Annotated in this window: 15 protein-coding genes; 8 read left to right on the forward strand and 7 right to left on the reverse strand. The window is 62.7% G+C overall.

The features are described 5' to 3' along the window. The first annotated feature begins 61 nt into the window (after positions 1-61). From AO268_RS21085 to AO268_RS21105, 5 genes are all read left to right on the forward strand, one after another. Positions 62-1,114 (forward strand): PDDEXK nuclease domain-containing protein, encoded by a 1,053-nt coding sequence (locus AO268_RS21085; RefSeq protein ID WP_076963218.1) that lies wholly within the window; start codon positions 62-64, stop codon positions 1,112-1,114. 96 nt (positions 1,115-1,210) lie between these two features. After that, positions 1,211-3,205: a ribonucleoside triphosphate reductase gene (locus tag AO268_RS21090; RefSeq protein ID WP_099169727.1), complete on the forward strand. Its 1,995-nt coding sequence runs from the start codon at positions 1,211-1,213 to the stop codon at positions 3,203-3,205. 35 nt (positions 3,206-3,240) lie between these two features. Continuing rightward, entirely contained in the window at positions 3,241-3,396 is a 156-nt protein-coding gene (gene nrdD / locus AO268_RS21095; RefSeq protein ID WP_038441552.1) for an anaerobic ribonucleoside-triphosphate reductase, read from the forward strand. Then, the gene (locus tag AO268_RS21100; RefSeq protein ID WP_076963216.1) at positions 3,393-4,088 is read left to right on the forward strand and encodes an anaerobic ribonucleoside-triphosphate reductase activating protein; all 696 of its coding nucleotides are present in this window, start codon (positions 3,393-3,395) and stop codon (positions 4,086-4,088) included. Before nrdD ends, AO268_RS21100 begins: the two co-directional genes overlap by 4 nt. 99 nt (positions 4,089-4,187) lie before the next feature. Then, entirely contained in the window at positions 4,188-5,807 is a 1,620-nt protein-coding gene (locus tag AO268_RS21105; RefSeq protein ID WP_099169728.1) for a methyl-accepting chemotaxis protein, read from the forward strand. Positions 5,808-6,028: 221 nt separating this feature from the next. On the opposite strand, the gene AO268_RS21110 is transcribed toward AO268_RS21105, so the two are convergent. The 4 genes from AO268_RS21110 to AO268_RS21125 are packed head-to-tail and all read right to left on the reverse strand — an operon-like array spanning position 6,029 to position 9,102. Further along, complete coding sequence (locus AO268_RS21110; RefSeq protein WP_099169813.1) at positions 6,029-7,354, reverse strand: 4Fe-4S binding protein; 1,326 nt, start codon at positions 7,352-7,354, stop codon at positions 6,029-6,031. Between the two features lie 32 nt (positions 7,355-7,386). Beyond that, complete coding sequence (locus tag AO268_RS21115) at positions 7,387-8,229, reverse strand: FTR1 family iron permease (protein ID WP_099169729.1); 843 nt, start codon at positions 8,227-8,229, stop codon at positions 7,387-7,389. 17 nt (positions 8,230-8,246) lie between these two features. Beyond that, positions 8,247-8,570: a cupredoxin domain-containing protein gene (locus AO268_RS21120; RefSeq protein ID WP_076961120.1), complete on the reverse strand. Its 324-nt coding sequence runs from the start codon at positions 8,568-8,570 to the stop codon at positions 8,247-8,249. Between the two features lies 1 nt (position 8,571). Further along, entirely contained in the window at positions 8,572-9,102 is a 531-nt protein-coding gene (locus AO268_RS21125) for an iron transporter (RefSeq protein WP_076961119.1), read from the reverse strand. A gap of 176 nt (positions 9,103-9,278) precedes the next feature. Here AO268_RS21125 and AO268_RS21130 point away from each other — a divergent pair, with 176 nt between their 5' ends. Continuing rightward, complete coding sequence (locus tag AO268_RS21130; protein WP_076961118.1) at positions 9,279-9,488, forward strand: DUF3079 domain-containing protein; 210 nt, start codon at positions 9,279-9,281, stop codon at positions 9,486-9,488. A gap of 206 nt (positions 9,489-9,694) precedes the next feature. Here the strand turns inward: AO268_RS21130 and AO268_RS21135 are convergent, their stop codons facing one another. Continuing rightward, positions 9,695-10,579, reverse strand: a complete 885-nt coding sequence (locus tag AO268_RS21135) for an alpha/beta hydrolase (protein ID WP_099169730.1) — start codon at positions 10,577-10,579, stop codon at positions 9,695-9,697. Positions 10,580-10,653: 74 nt separating this feature from the next. Then, positions 10,654-11,823, reverse strand: a complete 1,170-nt coding sequence (locus AO268_RS21140) for a GGDEF domain-containing protein (protein WP_099169814.1) — start codon at positions 11,821-11,823, stop codon at positions 10,654-10,656. 186 nt (positions 11,824-12,009) lie between these two features. On the opposite strand from AO268_RS21140, the gene AO268_RS21145 reads away from it, so the two are divergent. Both AO268_RS21145 and AO268_RS21150 read left to right on the forward strand, forming a co-directional pair. Further along, positions 12,010-12,606, forward strand: a complete 597-nt coding sequence (locus AO268_RS21145) for an NUDIX domain-containing protein (protein ID WP_099169731.1) — start codon at positions 12,010-12,012, stop codon at positions 12,604-12,606. A 97-nt stretch (positions 12,607-12,703) separates the two neighbouring features. Continuing rightward, positions 12,704-13,291, forward strand: coding sequence for a LysE family translocator (locus AO268_RS21150; RefSeq protein WP_076961115.1), 588 nt, complete (start codon positions 12,704-12,706; stop codon positions 13,289-13,291). Position 13,292: 1 nt separating this feature from the next. On the opposite strand, the gene AO268_RS21155 is transcribed toward AO268_RS21150, so the two are convergent. Beyond that, a complete protein-coding gene (locus tag AO268_RS21155; protein ID WP_099169732.1) occupies positions 13,293-14,114 on the reverse strand; it encodes an AraC family transcriptional regulator in 822 nt (273 codons plus the stop codon). Positions 14,115-14,173: the final 59 nt, after the last annotated feature.

Raw genomic sequence — 14,173 nt, forward strand, 5'->3', positions numbered from 1 at the left:
CTTTTTTCCGTCGTTACCATTGCTGGTTTCTACAACGTGCAATATCGACAAGGAACTCGGAATGAATCGATCAGATGATGGCCTCACTACACCACCTGAGGGATATGGCGACTGGTTGAAGGAATTGAAAAAACGCATCCACTCTGCCCAGATTCGTGCATCCCTGGCGGTAAACCGCGAGCTTGTGCTGCTGTACTGGCAGATTGGCCAGGACATATTGACCCGACAGGCGCAGCAGGGGTGGGGAGCCAAAGTCATTGAGCGTCTGGCGCGGGATTTGCGTTCGGCTTTTCCTGATATGAAAGGTTTTTCGCCGCGTAACCTCAAGTATATGCGCGCATTTGCCGAGGCTTGGCCTGATGTTCAATTTGTGCAACAGGCTGCTGCACAATTGCCGTGGGGTCATAATTTGGTCCTGCTGGATAAACTGCCCGGCCCCGAAACCCGCCGCTGGTACGCCGCCCAAGCCATTGAACACAACTGGTCACGCAATATTCTGGTCATGCAAATCGAGACCCGTTTGCTGGAGCGTAGTGGCAATGCTGTCAGCAACTTTGAAAACCTGCTGCCCAAGCCCCAATCGGACTTGGCCCGCGAGTCGCTGAAAGATCCCTATCGTTTCGACTTTCTGGGGCTGACCCTGGACGCGCAGGAGCGTGAGATCGAAAGCGCACTGATCAAGCATGTCACCGACTTTCTACTGGAGTTGGGGGCAGGCTTTGCCTTCGTCGGCAAGCAGGTACTGCTGGATGTGGGCGGCGAGGAGTTCTTTATTGACCTGCTGTTTTACCACCTGAAATTGCGCTGTTACGTCGCTATTGAGCTCAAGGCCGGCAAGTTCAAGCCAGAGCATCTGGGGCAGTTGGGTTTTTACCTCGCCGCGGTGGACGCCCAACTCAAGCACCCACAAGACAGCCCCACCATTGGTTTGCTGCTGTGCAAAAGCAAAAACAAGATCGTGGCTGAATATGCCTTGCGCGACAGCGCTCGACCCATCGGGGTGGCGGAGTACCAGTTGGTCGGCTCCCTCCCGGCAGAACTGCAAACCAGCTTGCCCAGCATCGAACAGATTGAACGTGAACTGGCCTGTGACGATACCTCTGCGCAAACTTGACCCTGGTCAATTGCAACCCACCTTTCACTGCGTACCATCACTGCATATTGTGTTTATACAAATTATTAAATCTATATGTAGTGTTTGGAGCCCCCAATGCAGATCACCTCAAGCCCGCTGGCCAGTACCCGCCTACACAAGCGCGATGGCACCCTTGTTGCCTTTGACGCCGAGAAAATCCGCCAGGCGATGATCGCCGCGGGCAACGCCACCGGTGAGTATCAGGATGCCGAGGTCGATCTGTTGTTGGGGGCGGTGCTTGCCCGGTTGCGCGGGATTGTTCGTCTGGATGTGGAACAGATCCAGGACAGTGTCGAGCGGGTGCTGATGGATGCCGGGTACTTTCTGGCGATGCGCGCCTATATCGTCTACCGCGAGCAGCATGGGCGCCTGCGTCGGGATCGCAAGACCCTGGTGGAGGTCGCCACCTCGATGAACGAGTACCTCGACCGTGAAGACTGGCGCGTGCAGGCCAACGCCAACCAGGGCTATTCCCTGGGCGGGCTGGTGCTCAATGTGTCGGGCAAGGTTACCGCCAATTACTGGCTGGACGAGGTCTACAGCCAGGAGATCGGCCAGGCCCACCGCGAGGCGGACTTGCATATCCATGACCTGGACATGCTCGCCGGCTATTGCGCCGGCTGGTCCCTGCGCACGCTGCTGCACGAAGGCCTCAATGGCGTGCCGGGCCGCGTTGAAGCCGGGCCGCCCAAACATCTGGGCAGCGCCCTGGGGCAGATGGTCAATTTCCTCGGCACCCTGCAGAACGAGTGGGCCGGCGCCCAGGCGTTCAGCTCGTTCGACACCTACCTGGCGCCTTTTGTGCGCAAGGACCAACTGACGTTCCCCGAGATCCGCCAGGCGGTGCAGGAGTTCATCTACAACCTCAACGTGCCATCGCGCTGGGGCACCCAGACGCCGTTTACCAACCTCACATTCGACTGGGTCTGCCCGGAGGACTTGCGCGAGCAGATCCCGATTATTGGCGGCGAAGAAATGCCGTTTGCCTACGGCGACCTGCAAGCGGAAATGGAGCTGATCAACCGTGCCTACATCGAAGTGATGCAGGCGGGCGACGCCAAGGGCCGGGTATTTACCTTCCCGATCCCCACCTACAACATCACCCATGACTTCCCGTGGGACAGCGAAAACGCCGACCGCCTGTTCGAGATGACCGCGCGCTACGGCCTGCCGTACTTCCAGAACTTCCTCAACTCCGATATGCAGCCCAACCAGGTGCGCTCGATGTGCTGCCGCTTGCAACTGGACGTACGCGAGTTGCTCAAGCGTGGCGGCGGGTTGTTCGGCTCGGCGGAGCAGACCGGTTCCTTGGGCGTGGTAACGATCAACTGCGCGCGCCTGGGCTATCTGTTCAAGGGCGACACCAGTGGCCTGCTGCAACGCCTGGACCACTTGATGGAACTGGCGATGGAAAGCCTGGAGGTCAAGCGCAAAGTGATCCAGCACCACATGGATGCCGGCTTGTACCCCTACACCAAGCGCTACCTGGGCACCTTGCGCAATCACTTCTCCACCATTGGCCTTAACGGCATGCACGAGATGCTGCGCAACTTCACCGGGGACGAGGAGGGCACGCACACCGCCCGTGGCCGTGAGTTTGCGTTGCAGGTGCTGGACCATGTGCGCGCCACATTGCTGCGCTTCCAGGAAGACACCGGCCACCTGTACAACCTGGAAGCCACGCCGGCCGAAGGCACCACCTACCGGTTTGCCAAGGAAGACCTCAAGCGCTTCCCCGCCATCCTCCAGGCCGGCAGCCTTGACGCGCCGTACTACACCAACTCCTCGCAGCTGCCGGTGGGCTATACCGAGGACCCCTTCGAGGCCCTGGAGCTGCAAGACGAACTGCAATGCAAATACACCGGCGGCACCGTGCTGCACCTGTATATGGCCGAGCAGATCTCCTCGGCCCAGGCCTGCAAGCAACTGGTGCGCAAGGCCCTGGGGCGCTTCCGCCTGCCGTACCTGACGGTGACGCCGACGTTCTCCATCTGCCCGGTGCATGGCTACCTGGCGGGCGAACATGAGTTCTGCCCCAAGTGTGACGAAGCCCTGGGCATTGCCCTGTAGACGCCAACCCTATTCCAACCCCAAGGAGATTCACCATGCAAACCTCCCAGCCCCAACGCCAACGCTGTGAAGTCTGGACCCGTGTCATGGGCTACCACCGACCGGTTTCGGCCTTCAACCCCGGCAAACAATCGGAGCACCGTGAGCGCGCGCACTTTACCGAAAGTGCCGCTGCGGCCGGGCGCCAATGAGTCGAGCGCTACGGGTCGGGGGCCTGGTGCCCCTGACCACCCTCGACTACCCCGGCATGCTCGCCTGCGTGCTGTTTTGCCAGGGCTGTGCCTGGCGGTGTCGGTACTGCCATAACCCGGACCTGATCCCCCCTCGCGGCAGCGATGAGGTGGATTGGCGCCGGGTTTTGCTGTTTCTGCAACGGCGCCAGGACCTGTTGGACGCCGTGGTGTTCAGCGGTGGCGAACCGACCTTGCAGGAAGGCCTGCCGGCCGCCATGGACGAAGTACGCCAGATGGGTTTTCGCATCGGCCTGCACAGCGCCGGGATCAAGCCCACGGCGTTTGCCCATGCCCTGGCCCATGCCGATTGGGTCGGCTTCGACGTCAAGGCCCTGGCCGAGGACTGCCAGTTGATCACCCAGGTCAAGGGCAGCGGCGCCGCCAATTGGCGCAGCCTCGACCTGTTGCTGCACAGCGGTGTGGACTATGAGTGCCGCACCACCGTGCACTGGCACCTGATCGACCCACAGCGCCTATTGCTGCTGGCCCAGCGTTTGCAGGAACGGGGCGTCAAGCGCTTCGCCGTACAACTGGTGCGTACTGCGCGCATGCTCGATGAGCAGTTGCCGAGTGTTTCGGCACAGGCCTTGCTGCCTGAACTATGGGAGAAAATGCGGGCACTGTTCCCGGCATTTGTTTTACGGGGCTGATCCCTTCGCGGAGCCCTTTCAAGCGTGGCGATTGAACTCCCACCGGATTATCAAAGATGCTGCCCCTCGTGGGCAGGTATTCATCAGGGAGCTTATGACATGACTCGATTAACCACCGCCCGCCGCATCGCGATCGGCTTTGCTATCGCACCCCTGGCCCTGGCCGGCATGGCGCTCTACGCCTTGCATGACCTGGGCACCCTCAAGCAACAATCGGAACTGATCGTGCAGCAGGACTGGCCGAAAATCGCCCCGATCATGGTGATTGCCACCGGCGTGCGCGACAACGGCCGTAATACCCGCGACTTGCTGATCGACCAGGACAACCAGGCCGCCCAGCAGGCGATTGGCGCCACGCGGCAACGCATCACCGAGGCCTTCACCCAGTTGGAACCGCTGTTCGTCACGCCCGCTGGCCAGGCCGCCTATGCTGACCTGAAGCAGCATCGCGAGGCCTATGTCGCCGCCTTTACCCAGGTGCAGGCGCTGATCCGCCAGGGCGCCCATGCCGAGGGCGTGACCCGGCTCAAGCAAAACGTGCAACCCGCCGAGCAGGCCGTGTTCAAGAGCCTGGAGGCGATGATGGCCTTGCAGGGGCAGATCTTTACCCAGCGCGAACACGCGGCGCAGACCCTGTACAGCGAGGCGCGGCGCAACATGCTGGGGCTGTTCCTGCTGTGCGTGGCGCTGGTGGTGGCGGCAGCGGTGATCGTCACCCGCAGCGTGACCCGGCCCCTGGGCGGCGAGCCCGACGAGGCGGCGCGAGTGTTGAGCCAGATCGCCCAGGGCGACCTGACCACCGTGGTGCCAACGGCGGGCAGCGCCGATGGCAGTGTGATGAAAAACATGCAGCAGATGCAGCACAACCTCAACGAAATGGTGCGCCAGATCGCCGCGTCGGTGGACCGCGTGGCCAGCTCTTCCGAGGAGTTGAGCGCGGTCAGCAGCCAAACCAGCAGCAGCCTGCAGTCGCAAGGCATGGAGATCGAGCAGGCCGCCACGGCGGTCAATGAGATGACGGCAGCCGTGGATGAGGTGGCGCGCAATGCCGTGAGCACCAGCGAAGCCTCGCGTGTGTCGGCACAGACCGCCCAGCTTGGCCGTGATCAGGTGCAGGAAACGGTCGCCTCGATCAGCACCCTGGCCGACGGGGTCAGCGGCACTTCGGTGCGTATCCAGCAACTGGCCGGGCGGGTGCAGGACATCAGCGGCGTGTTGGAGGTGATCCGCAGCATTGCCGACCAGACCAACCTGCTAGCGCTCAACGCCGCCATCGAAGCGGCACGGGCCGGGGATGCCGGGCGCGGGTTTGCGGTGGTGGCCGATGAGGTCCGGGCCCTGGCCCACCGCACCCAGGCCTCGACTCAGGAGATCGAGCAGATGATCGGCAATATCCGCCTGGACACCGAACAGGCCGTGACCGCGATGCAAGACAGCAGCGACCTGGTGCGGACCACCTTGAGCGTGGCCCAGCGCTCGGGCCAGGCCCTGGAAGCGATTACCCAGTCGATCTCGCAGATCAACGAACGCAACCTGATGATCGCCAGCGCCACCGAAGAGCAGGCGCTGGTGGCACGGGAGGTGGATCGCAACCTGGTGGGCATTCGCACCCTGTCCGAGCAGGTCTTGCTCGGGGCCCGGCATACCGATACGGCAGGGCATGAACTGGCGCAGATGGCCGGGGAACTGCACCTGATGGTTGCCAGGTTCCGCGTCTAGCGCTGGGCCTGTGGGCTTGCTCGCGATAGCGGCGGGTCAGTTAATGCAACTCTGACTGACACACCGTCATCGCGAGCAAGCCCGCTCCCACATTTGATCTTCGTTGCTTTGAGCATTGCGTTCACTTAACTGAACGGCATTAGGGCAAGCCCGCTCCCACACAAGCCCCACATTTGATCTGCGCTGTTTTGAGCATTGCGTTCGCTTAACTGAACGGCGTCTTACAGGCTCCAGCCCCAAAACTGTAGCCACCAGCCATACCCCACCAGCCCATTGCCCACCAGCAGGCAGCTCCAGGCCGCGCAACGTCGCGCCAGTGACAGGTCGGCCAGCTGTTTCCAGGCCAGCCACACACACCAGCCCAGCGCTGCGATCAGCAAGGCGCCACGCGCCGGTTGTACCCATTCGAGCAAGAGCCCTTCATAGCGCAGCAACTTCACCGTGGTGGCCGACAGCCCCAGAAACAGCCCGGCACCCCCCATGGGCGTCAAGGTCAGGGCCAGGGCCCAAGAGCGTGCCCGATCCCCGCTCAATCTTGCGCCCAGGTGCACCAGCCCCAGCAAGGCGCCGCCGAGCAGCAGGCTGCTGGCGCCCAGGTACGCGACGATGCAAAACCCATCTAGCCAACTGAAGCTGTCGTTGACCTGGGGGTAATGGGTCAACAGCCACCACGGCGCGCTGTCCTGCAATGGCCACAGCCAGTCATGCTCCACCAGCCATTGCGCCAGGCACTGCTTGAGCGTGATGAACCACGGGCTGACGGTCCACTGGAAGGCGCCCATTGCCAGGCCGATCACGCCGAACAACAACAGGCGCGTATCCCACACCAACGTGGGTTTACGCGGGGCCTGGAGGATTTCGCTATTGCATGAGCGGGCAATCAACTGCACCGCGCCCCGTTGCCCGCTGCAACGGCCGCAGGCGTGGCAATCGCTGGCACCTTGCAGGCGGCGGATGTCCAGCAGCGGTGCGCAGTTGGGCAATGGCAGGCGCGGGCCGGCGTTGGCTTTCCAGCGTTGTTCGTCGACCTGGAAGTGCACCGGTGCCAGGCGTGCGAGCAGGGCGAATACGCCGCTGACCGGGCACAGGTAGCGGCACCACACCCGTTTGCCGCGCACGAACAACAGGCCCACCAGCACTGCGGCCACGGTTGAACCGCCGAGGATCAGCAAGGCCGCCTGGGCGTAGTCGTACACACTGATGAGCTGGCCGTAGAGGGTGGTCAGGCCAAAGCCCACGGTGGGCCAGCCGCCCCAGCGGATCCAGTTTGGAATACCCAGGCCGCGTCCATGGCGGCTGGCCCATTCGCTCAAGGACCCTTCGGGGCAGAGCACGCCGCACCACACGCGGCCGAACAACACGATGGACAGCACCACGAACGGCCACCACAGGCCCCAGAACAGGAACTGGGCCAGCAGCGTCAGGTTATCCAGCAGGCGTGCCTGGCTGGTGGGCAGCGCCAGCCAGGCGGGCACTATCAGCAACCCGGCGTAGAACAGCACCACCGCCCATTGCACGCCACGAATCAGTCGCCCATGGCGGCGCATGCCATCCCCCAGGCGTTGCAGCCAGGGGTCGTTCACAATGGCGCTCGCCGGGCCCGGTACAGCCCGCGACCGACCAGCAACCAATAACCGGCGAGTACCAGCAGGGTGATCGTGCTGGGCGTTGCGCGGTAGCCGGCAAAGCCTGCGAGCACGGCGCCCAGGCCGTGGCTGTCACTGAGCAGGGGGCTGCTGTCCCACCAGGCTTCGCCCACCAGGGTGTAGACCCAGTCGGGCATGTCCATGGCCAGCAGTTGCCCGCCGATGCGTTCCACGGCGGCCACCAGCAAGGCGGCCGCCAACAGCAGTAACAGCACCTCGCTGAGGGCGAAAAACCGCGGCCAGGAAATCAACCGCCGCGTGCTGCGCAGCAGCATTACCGTCAGCCCGGCCAGCACCAGGCCGAGCAGGCCGCCAATGGCGAACAGGCCCAGTGCCGGGCCGTGCAACTGGGCGCCAGCACCGTACAGGAATACTACGGTTTCGCTGCCTTCGCGGCTGACTGCCAGCAACGCCAGCAACAGCAACCCCAGGCCACCCTGGCGTGCCGCACGCTGCTCGGCGTCGCGCAGCAGGGTCTGGCGCAGGCCCGGCCCGTGGCGGTGCATCCAGAACACCATCTGCACCATCAGCAGGCTTGCCACCAGGGTCATGCCAGCCTGGAACCATTCGCCGCCGGGGCCGCTCATGGCTTCGCCGGCCCAGAGCATCAGGCCGGCCAGCCCGGCGGAACACAGCAGGCCCAGCACCACGCCGGCCCACAGGAAGCGCCCCAGGCGCGAGCCCTCGGGTTGCTGGCTGATCCAGGCCTGGAGGATGCCGATCACCAGCAGCGCCTCGACGCTTTCGCGCCAGACGATAAACATCGATTGATTCATCAAAGGCTCCCGGGCCGTTATTCGGCGAGGATGCTGCCTGCGGGCAGCTGTAAGTTGAATTCGTCGAAAAACCCATAGGTGCCCGGTTTGAGCGGGTGGATCACCACAAAGGTGGTGACCCCGGGTGACAGCACTTTTTCCACGCGCAGCGGCGTGCTCTCGAACTCGGCCGGGCCCTGGCCGATGTTTTTCAGCACGATCTTGAAGCGCTGGCCGGCCGCCACCTTGAGCTGCGCCGGGGTGAAGTGGCCGTCTTGCAGGGTCAATTCATAGGTGGGCAACGGCGCGGCCAGGGCCGTGCCAGCAGCCAGCAGGGCGCAGAGGGCGAGGGGCAGGCGCATTTCAGTAGCCGCCTTTTTTGCCAATCCCCGCGTAGACGAATTCATAGTGCACTTCACAGCGCTCGAACCAGGGCGCGACCCCGGTTTCCTTGTCGGTATGCCGGCCCAGAGAGCCATGGCCGCTGGGTGGCATCACGGTAAAGGTCAACTGGTATTTGCCAGGGCCCAGCAGCTTGACGTTGTCACCGTAGTGCGGCCCGTCGTTGGCCACCATGGCGTGGAACTCACCGATGATCGGGCTGGCGCCGCCTTGCTTTTGCAGGCGGAACGACACGTTCAGGTAGGGCACAAAACTGCCTTCCTGGAAGCCCTGCTGGTTGTCGGCGGTGGCGCGGATATCGGCCTCCAGGTGCACATCCGAATCGGCGGTGGCGCGCATCATGCCCGGTGGCGCCATCTCGATCGGTTGCAGATAGACCGCGCCGACTTCCAAGCCGGGACACATTTGTGGCTCGCCGATCGGGTATTCCTTGGCGACGGCCACGCCAGTCGACAACAGCAGGGCCAGTGACAGGGTGAAGGGGATACGCATGGGGGCTTCCTGACAGGGCAAATGAGAAGCCGAGTCTAGAAAGCTTTGCTGTAAACAATAATGATTCTTGTCAAGTTTCCAGGGATATACACACAACCCTTCTTGACGTTGGTCAAGGCTGTGGGCCTGTAGCGACCGTAGGATCAAATCACTGCCCACCGCTGTGGAGCCTGCTCATGGCCAAGCCGTTCCCGCTCAACCCCAAACACCCCGAGCGCATTTGCTGGGGCTGTGATCGTTACTGCGCGACCACCGCCCTGGCCTGCGGCAATGGTGCCGATCGCACCATGCATCCGGCCGAGATGATCGGTGAGGACTGGTACCTGCATGGCGATTGGGGGATTGAAGTGCCGATTGCTACGGATAAGGTGCCAGAGGCCAACTGACCGGCCGTTTCGGCAAGCCCCTGGCCCAAAATACAAAAAGAGTTGTCCACGAAAACCGTGGGTATCTCTGTGGATAACCTTGCGCGGGCCCGGCAGCGCTGGCGATTTAACCTGCGGTCAATATTTGATCAGGATCGTTTGCAGGCCTTTTTGCGCGAGGCTTGCGCTTGACACGCCTCGCTGAAATCGGTGCCGGATCCGCCGTTTTACAGCAAACCCTGCAGTGCCTGGCGATAGGGGCGACCGCCCAGGCTCAGGCTGTTGTTGTGACTGGCCCCTGGTACCAGCAGCAAGTGCTTGGGCTCTTGGGCAGCATCAAACAATTGCTGGCTGAAACGCGGCGGCACATAGCGGTCGTCGAGGCCATGCACCACCAGCAAGGGCATGTGGATATCGGCGATCTTGTCGATGGAATCGAACTTCTGCGACAGCACCCAGCGCACCGGCAGCGAGGTGTTGACCACGGCTGCGGCGACATCGGCCAGTGAGGTAAAGGTAGATTCGATCACCAGCCCCCGCACCGGCGGCGACCGCTGTTGGCTGGCCGCCTGCTGGCCCAGTTCCGCCGCCAGGTCGATGGCCACGGCACCGCCCAGGGAGTGGCCGTAGATCAGGCGTTTGCGCGGATCGGGTTGCAGCACCTGGAAGCGCTCCCAGGCAATCCGCGCATCCTCGTAGACGCTGCGCTCGGACGGCAGGTCGCCCCGGCTCTGGCCAAACCCCCGATAGTCGATGGCCAGCACCGAGTAGCCCTGGGCGTGCAGTTGCTTGATGCGAAACAGTTGGCCCGTGAGGTTCCAGCGCACGCCGTGCAGGTACAGGATCGCCGGCGCGTCTTTTTTCGCAGCTGGCCACCACCAGCCATGCAGGCTCTGCCCGGACTTGAAGCTGGCGGGCTTGAGCTCGAACTCCTGCACCGCGTTTGGCAGGCCACGATACCAGCTGGCAGTACCGGGCTCGATACGAAACACCAGCTCGCGCTCCTTGTGTTGCAGCACATGGCAGCCCACCGGCAGGCCGAGGACCAGCAGCGCCATGCATAGCAGGGGCAACCAACGCAAACGCAGGCGCGAGAGAAAACGTGAGGACATAAAGGTTCCAGGACCGGAGCGAAGCAGGATTTTTACCAGATGCCTTGCCCGTAAAGAAAATATTCAGACCATCGTCAGGGGGCGATTGCTTGCAAAGTGTTACAGGCCGTCTGCACACGGTTGCGCCCCTGATCCTTGGCGCGGTACAGCGCCTGGTCGGCCTGGGACAGCAGGCGTGACAGATCGTGGCATTGAGCGGTGGTGGTCACCACCCCGATGCTCACACTGAGAAACCCCGGCGCCAGCAGGTCCAGCGCGGCGAACTGCTGGCGAATGCGTTCGGCCACCTGTACGGCGCCTTGCTCATCGGTATTGGCCAGCAGGCAGGCAAACTCTTCGCCGCCAATGCGCGCAAACAAATCGTGCTTGCGCAAGATCGCCGAGGTCAGCCGGCTGAACGCGATCAGCGCCTGGTCGCCCATGGGGTGGCCGAAGCTGTCGTTCAGGCGCTTGAAGTAATCCAGGTCACACAGCAGCAGGGTCACCGGTTGCCGGCGTTGCGTGCTGTCGGCCAGCAGTTGCTCGCCGTGCTGCATGAAGGCACGGCGATTGCCAATGCCGGTCAATACATCGCTGAACGCGGCGGCCTTGAAGTTGAGTTCGGCGCGCTCCTTGACCATCGCCAGCGTGACGTAGGCGATACCGATGGCATACAGCATCGACTCGAACAGCATGAACGAGAAGAGCTGTACGCCTTCGCCCAGCAGCGTGTGCTGGTTCTTGAAGGGCATGCCGGGATCGATCACGGCGCGCACACAGTAGAACGTGGTGTGCAACAGCATCAGCCCCACCGCCGGCAGATAGGCCACTTGCAGGTGTTGGCGATGGCGCCATAACTCCAGCGCCGACAGCACACCGTAGCTCGCCGCTACCAGGGAATACAGCGACACCCGGCTGGACATCGAGCCGTAGAACTGCGGGATCAGGCACATCAAGACCCAGAGCACCGGGCCTGCGAGGATGCCCGGCAGGTGGGGCTTGCCTTGGACAAACACGCGCATGGCGGTCCAGTTCATTGCCGCGCCCAACAGCAACACCACATTGCCCAGCACCAACGCGACAAAATCCACGCCCACACCGCGCACTACCATCAAGGCGGTGCCGAGGGAGGCCAGCAATAGCATCACCCCCAGATAGCCCAGGGTCGGCTCACGCACGCGATGCCAGGCATGCACGGTGAGCAGGCCCATCAGGCAAAAAACGAAGACCGCGACCAGCAATAGCGTCGGTATGTGCAGCATCATGTCCTTGACCCCGCGGGATGCACTGCCGAGATAACCCATCAGCCACAGGCCCGCGGGGTCATCCGGTGCAGAAAAGGCGCAATTGTAGCTGGATAACGTTCCGCAATGCTGGCCTATGGACAGCTTGACGCTGGCAGGGTGTCACCGACATGCTGCTCGCCCCTCTTTTTGACCAAAGGACCTGTCATGGACAACAGTCCCGTACGCATCACTGCCGAAGAACTGCTCTCGGACAACTGGTACCTGTTGAAAAAGTACAGTTTCGACCTGCGCCGCCGCGACGGCAGCTGGCAAGCCCAGACCCGCGAGGTGTACGACCGTGGCAACGGTGCGACCATCCTGCTGTACAACACCTTGCAGCGCACGGTGCTGCTGATCCGCCAGTTCCGCATGCCGGCCTTCGTCAATGGCCATGACGGCTACCTGATCGAAACCGCCGCCGGCCTGCTGGACAACGCCAGCCCCGAGGAACGCATCCGCCTGGAAGCCGAGGAAGAAACCGGTTACCGCGTAGGGCATGTGGAAAAAGTCTACTCGGCGTTCATGAGCCCGGGCTCGGTGACCGAGCGCATTCATTTCTTTATCGGTGAGTATCAGCCCGGCGATCGTGTAGGCGAGGGCGGTGGCCTGGAGGAGGAGGGCGAGGATATCGATGTGCTGGAGTTGGGGTTTGACGAGGCCATTGCCATGGTTGCGCGCGGTGAGATTGTCGATGGCAAGACCATCATGCTCCTGCAATACCTGGAGCTGCGTTTGCTCAAGGCAGGGCTGACGCCTGTGTAGGCGCCGCTGCGGCAAGGGGCATTTTCTTCAATACGCACTGGCTACAGGAACGTAGCGTACAGGCCTGTCCCCCTGTCATTACAAAAAAGGAAGTGCAATGAGTTTGCTCATGTCCATGGCCGCCTTCGCCCTGGCGACCTCCATTACCCCCGGCCCGGTCAATGTGGTCGCCCTCGGCTCGGGCGCGCGCTTTGGGTTTGCCGCCAGCCAGAAACACGTGGCCGGCGCGGCGCTGGGGTTTACGTTGCTGTTGGTGTTGATTGGCCTGGGCCTGCATGAGCTGCTGGTGCGTTGGCCGATCCTGACCCAGGGCATCCAGTGGGGTGGGGTCGTATTCCTGCTGTATATGGCCTACAAGCTGGCGATGGATGATGGCCAGCTGGAGGCGCAAGACGCGGCGGCTGCACCGTCGATGCTGTATGGCGCGGTGATGCAATGGCTCAACCCCAAGGCCTGGCTGGCGTGTGTGGCGGGCATGGGCCTGTTTGCCGCTGACGGTGAGGCTGCGCGTGTGTGGCAGCTGGCGGCGGTGTACCTGGTGATTTGCTACCTGTCGGTGGCGTGCTGGGCGTATGTGGGCACGTTCTTTCGCCGTTACCTTGGCAATGCCCGGGGCATGCGCCTGTTCAACCGGGCCATGGCGCTGTTGCTGGTGATCAGCGTGGCGTACCTGCTGCTGGCATGAGTCAGCCGCGATACTGCCCCGGCGTGGCTGCCAGGTGTTGTTTGAACGTGCGCTGCAGATGCGCCTGGTCGGCAAAACCGGCGGCCAGTGCCACATCGGCAATCAACTGGCCGCTACGCAGTTGGTTGCGCGCAAACTGCACGCGCTGGTTGATCAGGAACGCATGGGGCGTCATGCCATAAGCCTGTTTGAAGGCCCGGATCAGGTACGACGGCGACAGCTGCGCCGCCTGGCAGATCGTTTCCAGTTTCAGCGCTTCGGTGCAGTGCTCGCGGATGTACTCGGCGGCGCGTTCCAGCTTGTGATTGACCTCCCGCGCAGGCAATGCCGCCGGGTTCAGGCGCGTTTGCACCGCCGTGAAAAAGCGCACCACGGCGCTGTGTTTATGCCGGGCGGCGGCGTGTTCGTCGATCAGCACGGCGTACAGTTCCAGCAGGCCGGTAAACAGCAGTGGGTCAGCGGTATGGGTGGCGTCGAAGCGGCGAAAACCCAAGTGGCTGGCAAACCCCAGTTGGTGTTGCAGCTCGGTCAGCCAGGGCGTGTCGATGTAGAGCATGTGATACGACCAGGGCTGGTCGTCGAGAGGGTTGCAGGCGTGCACGTCGCCAGGGTTCATCAGCACCACGGTGCCGCTGTGGACCTGGAAGGTGTCCGTGCCATGGAGATACAGGCTCTGCCCGGCGGTGATCGCGCCAATCGAGAAATGGTCGTGGGCATGCCGGGTGTAGCAGACCTTGCGCCCATCATCGATGGTGCGCGCCTCGATAAACGGCAGGCGAGGATCCCGCCAGAAACGCGGGGCGGCCAGGTCGGGCAGCGACATGATGCAATCTCCGGGGAACCGTGTAGGGCCCCGATGATTGCACACAATACGCCGCCCAT

Source organism: Pseudomonas sp. ICMP 8385 (assembly GCF_002699915.1).
In the GTDB taxonomy this organism is placed as follows: Bacteria; Pseudomonadota; Gammaproteobacteria; order Pseudomonadales; family Pseudomonadaceae; genus Aquipseudomonas; species Aquipseudomonas gessardii.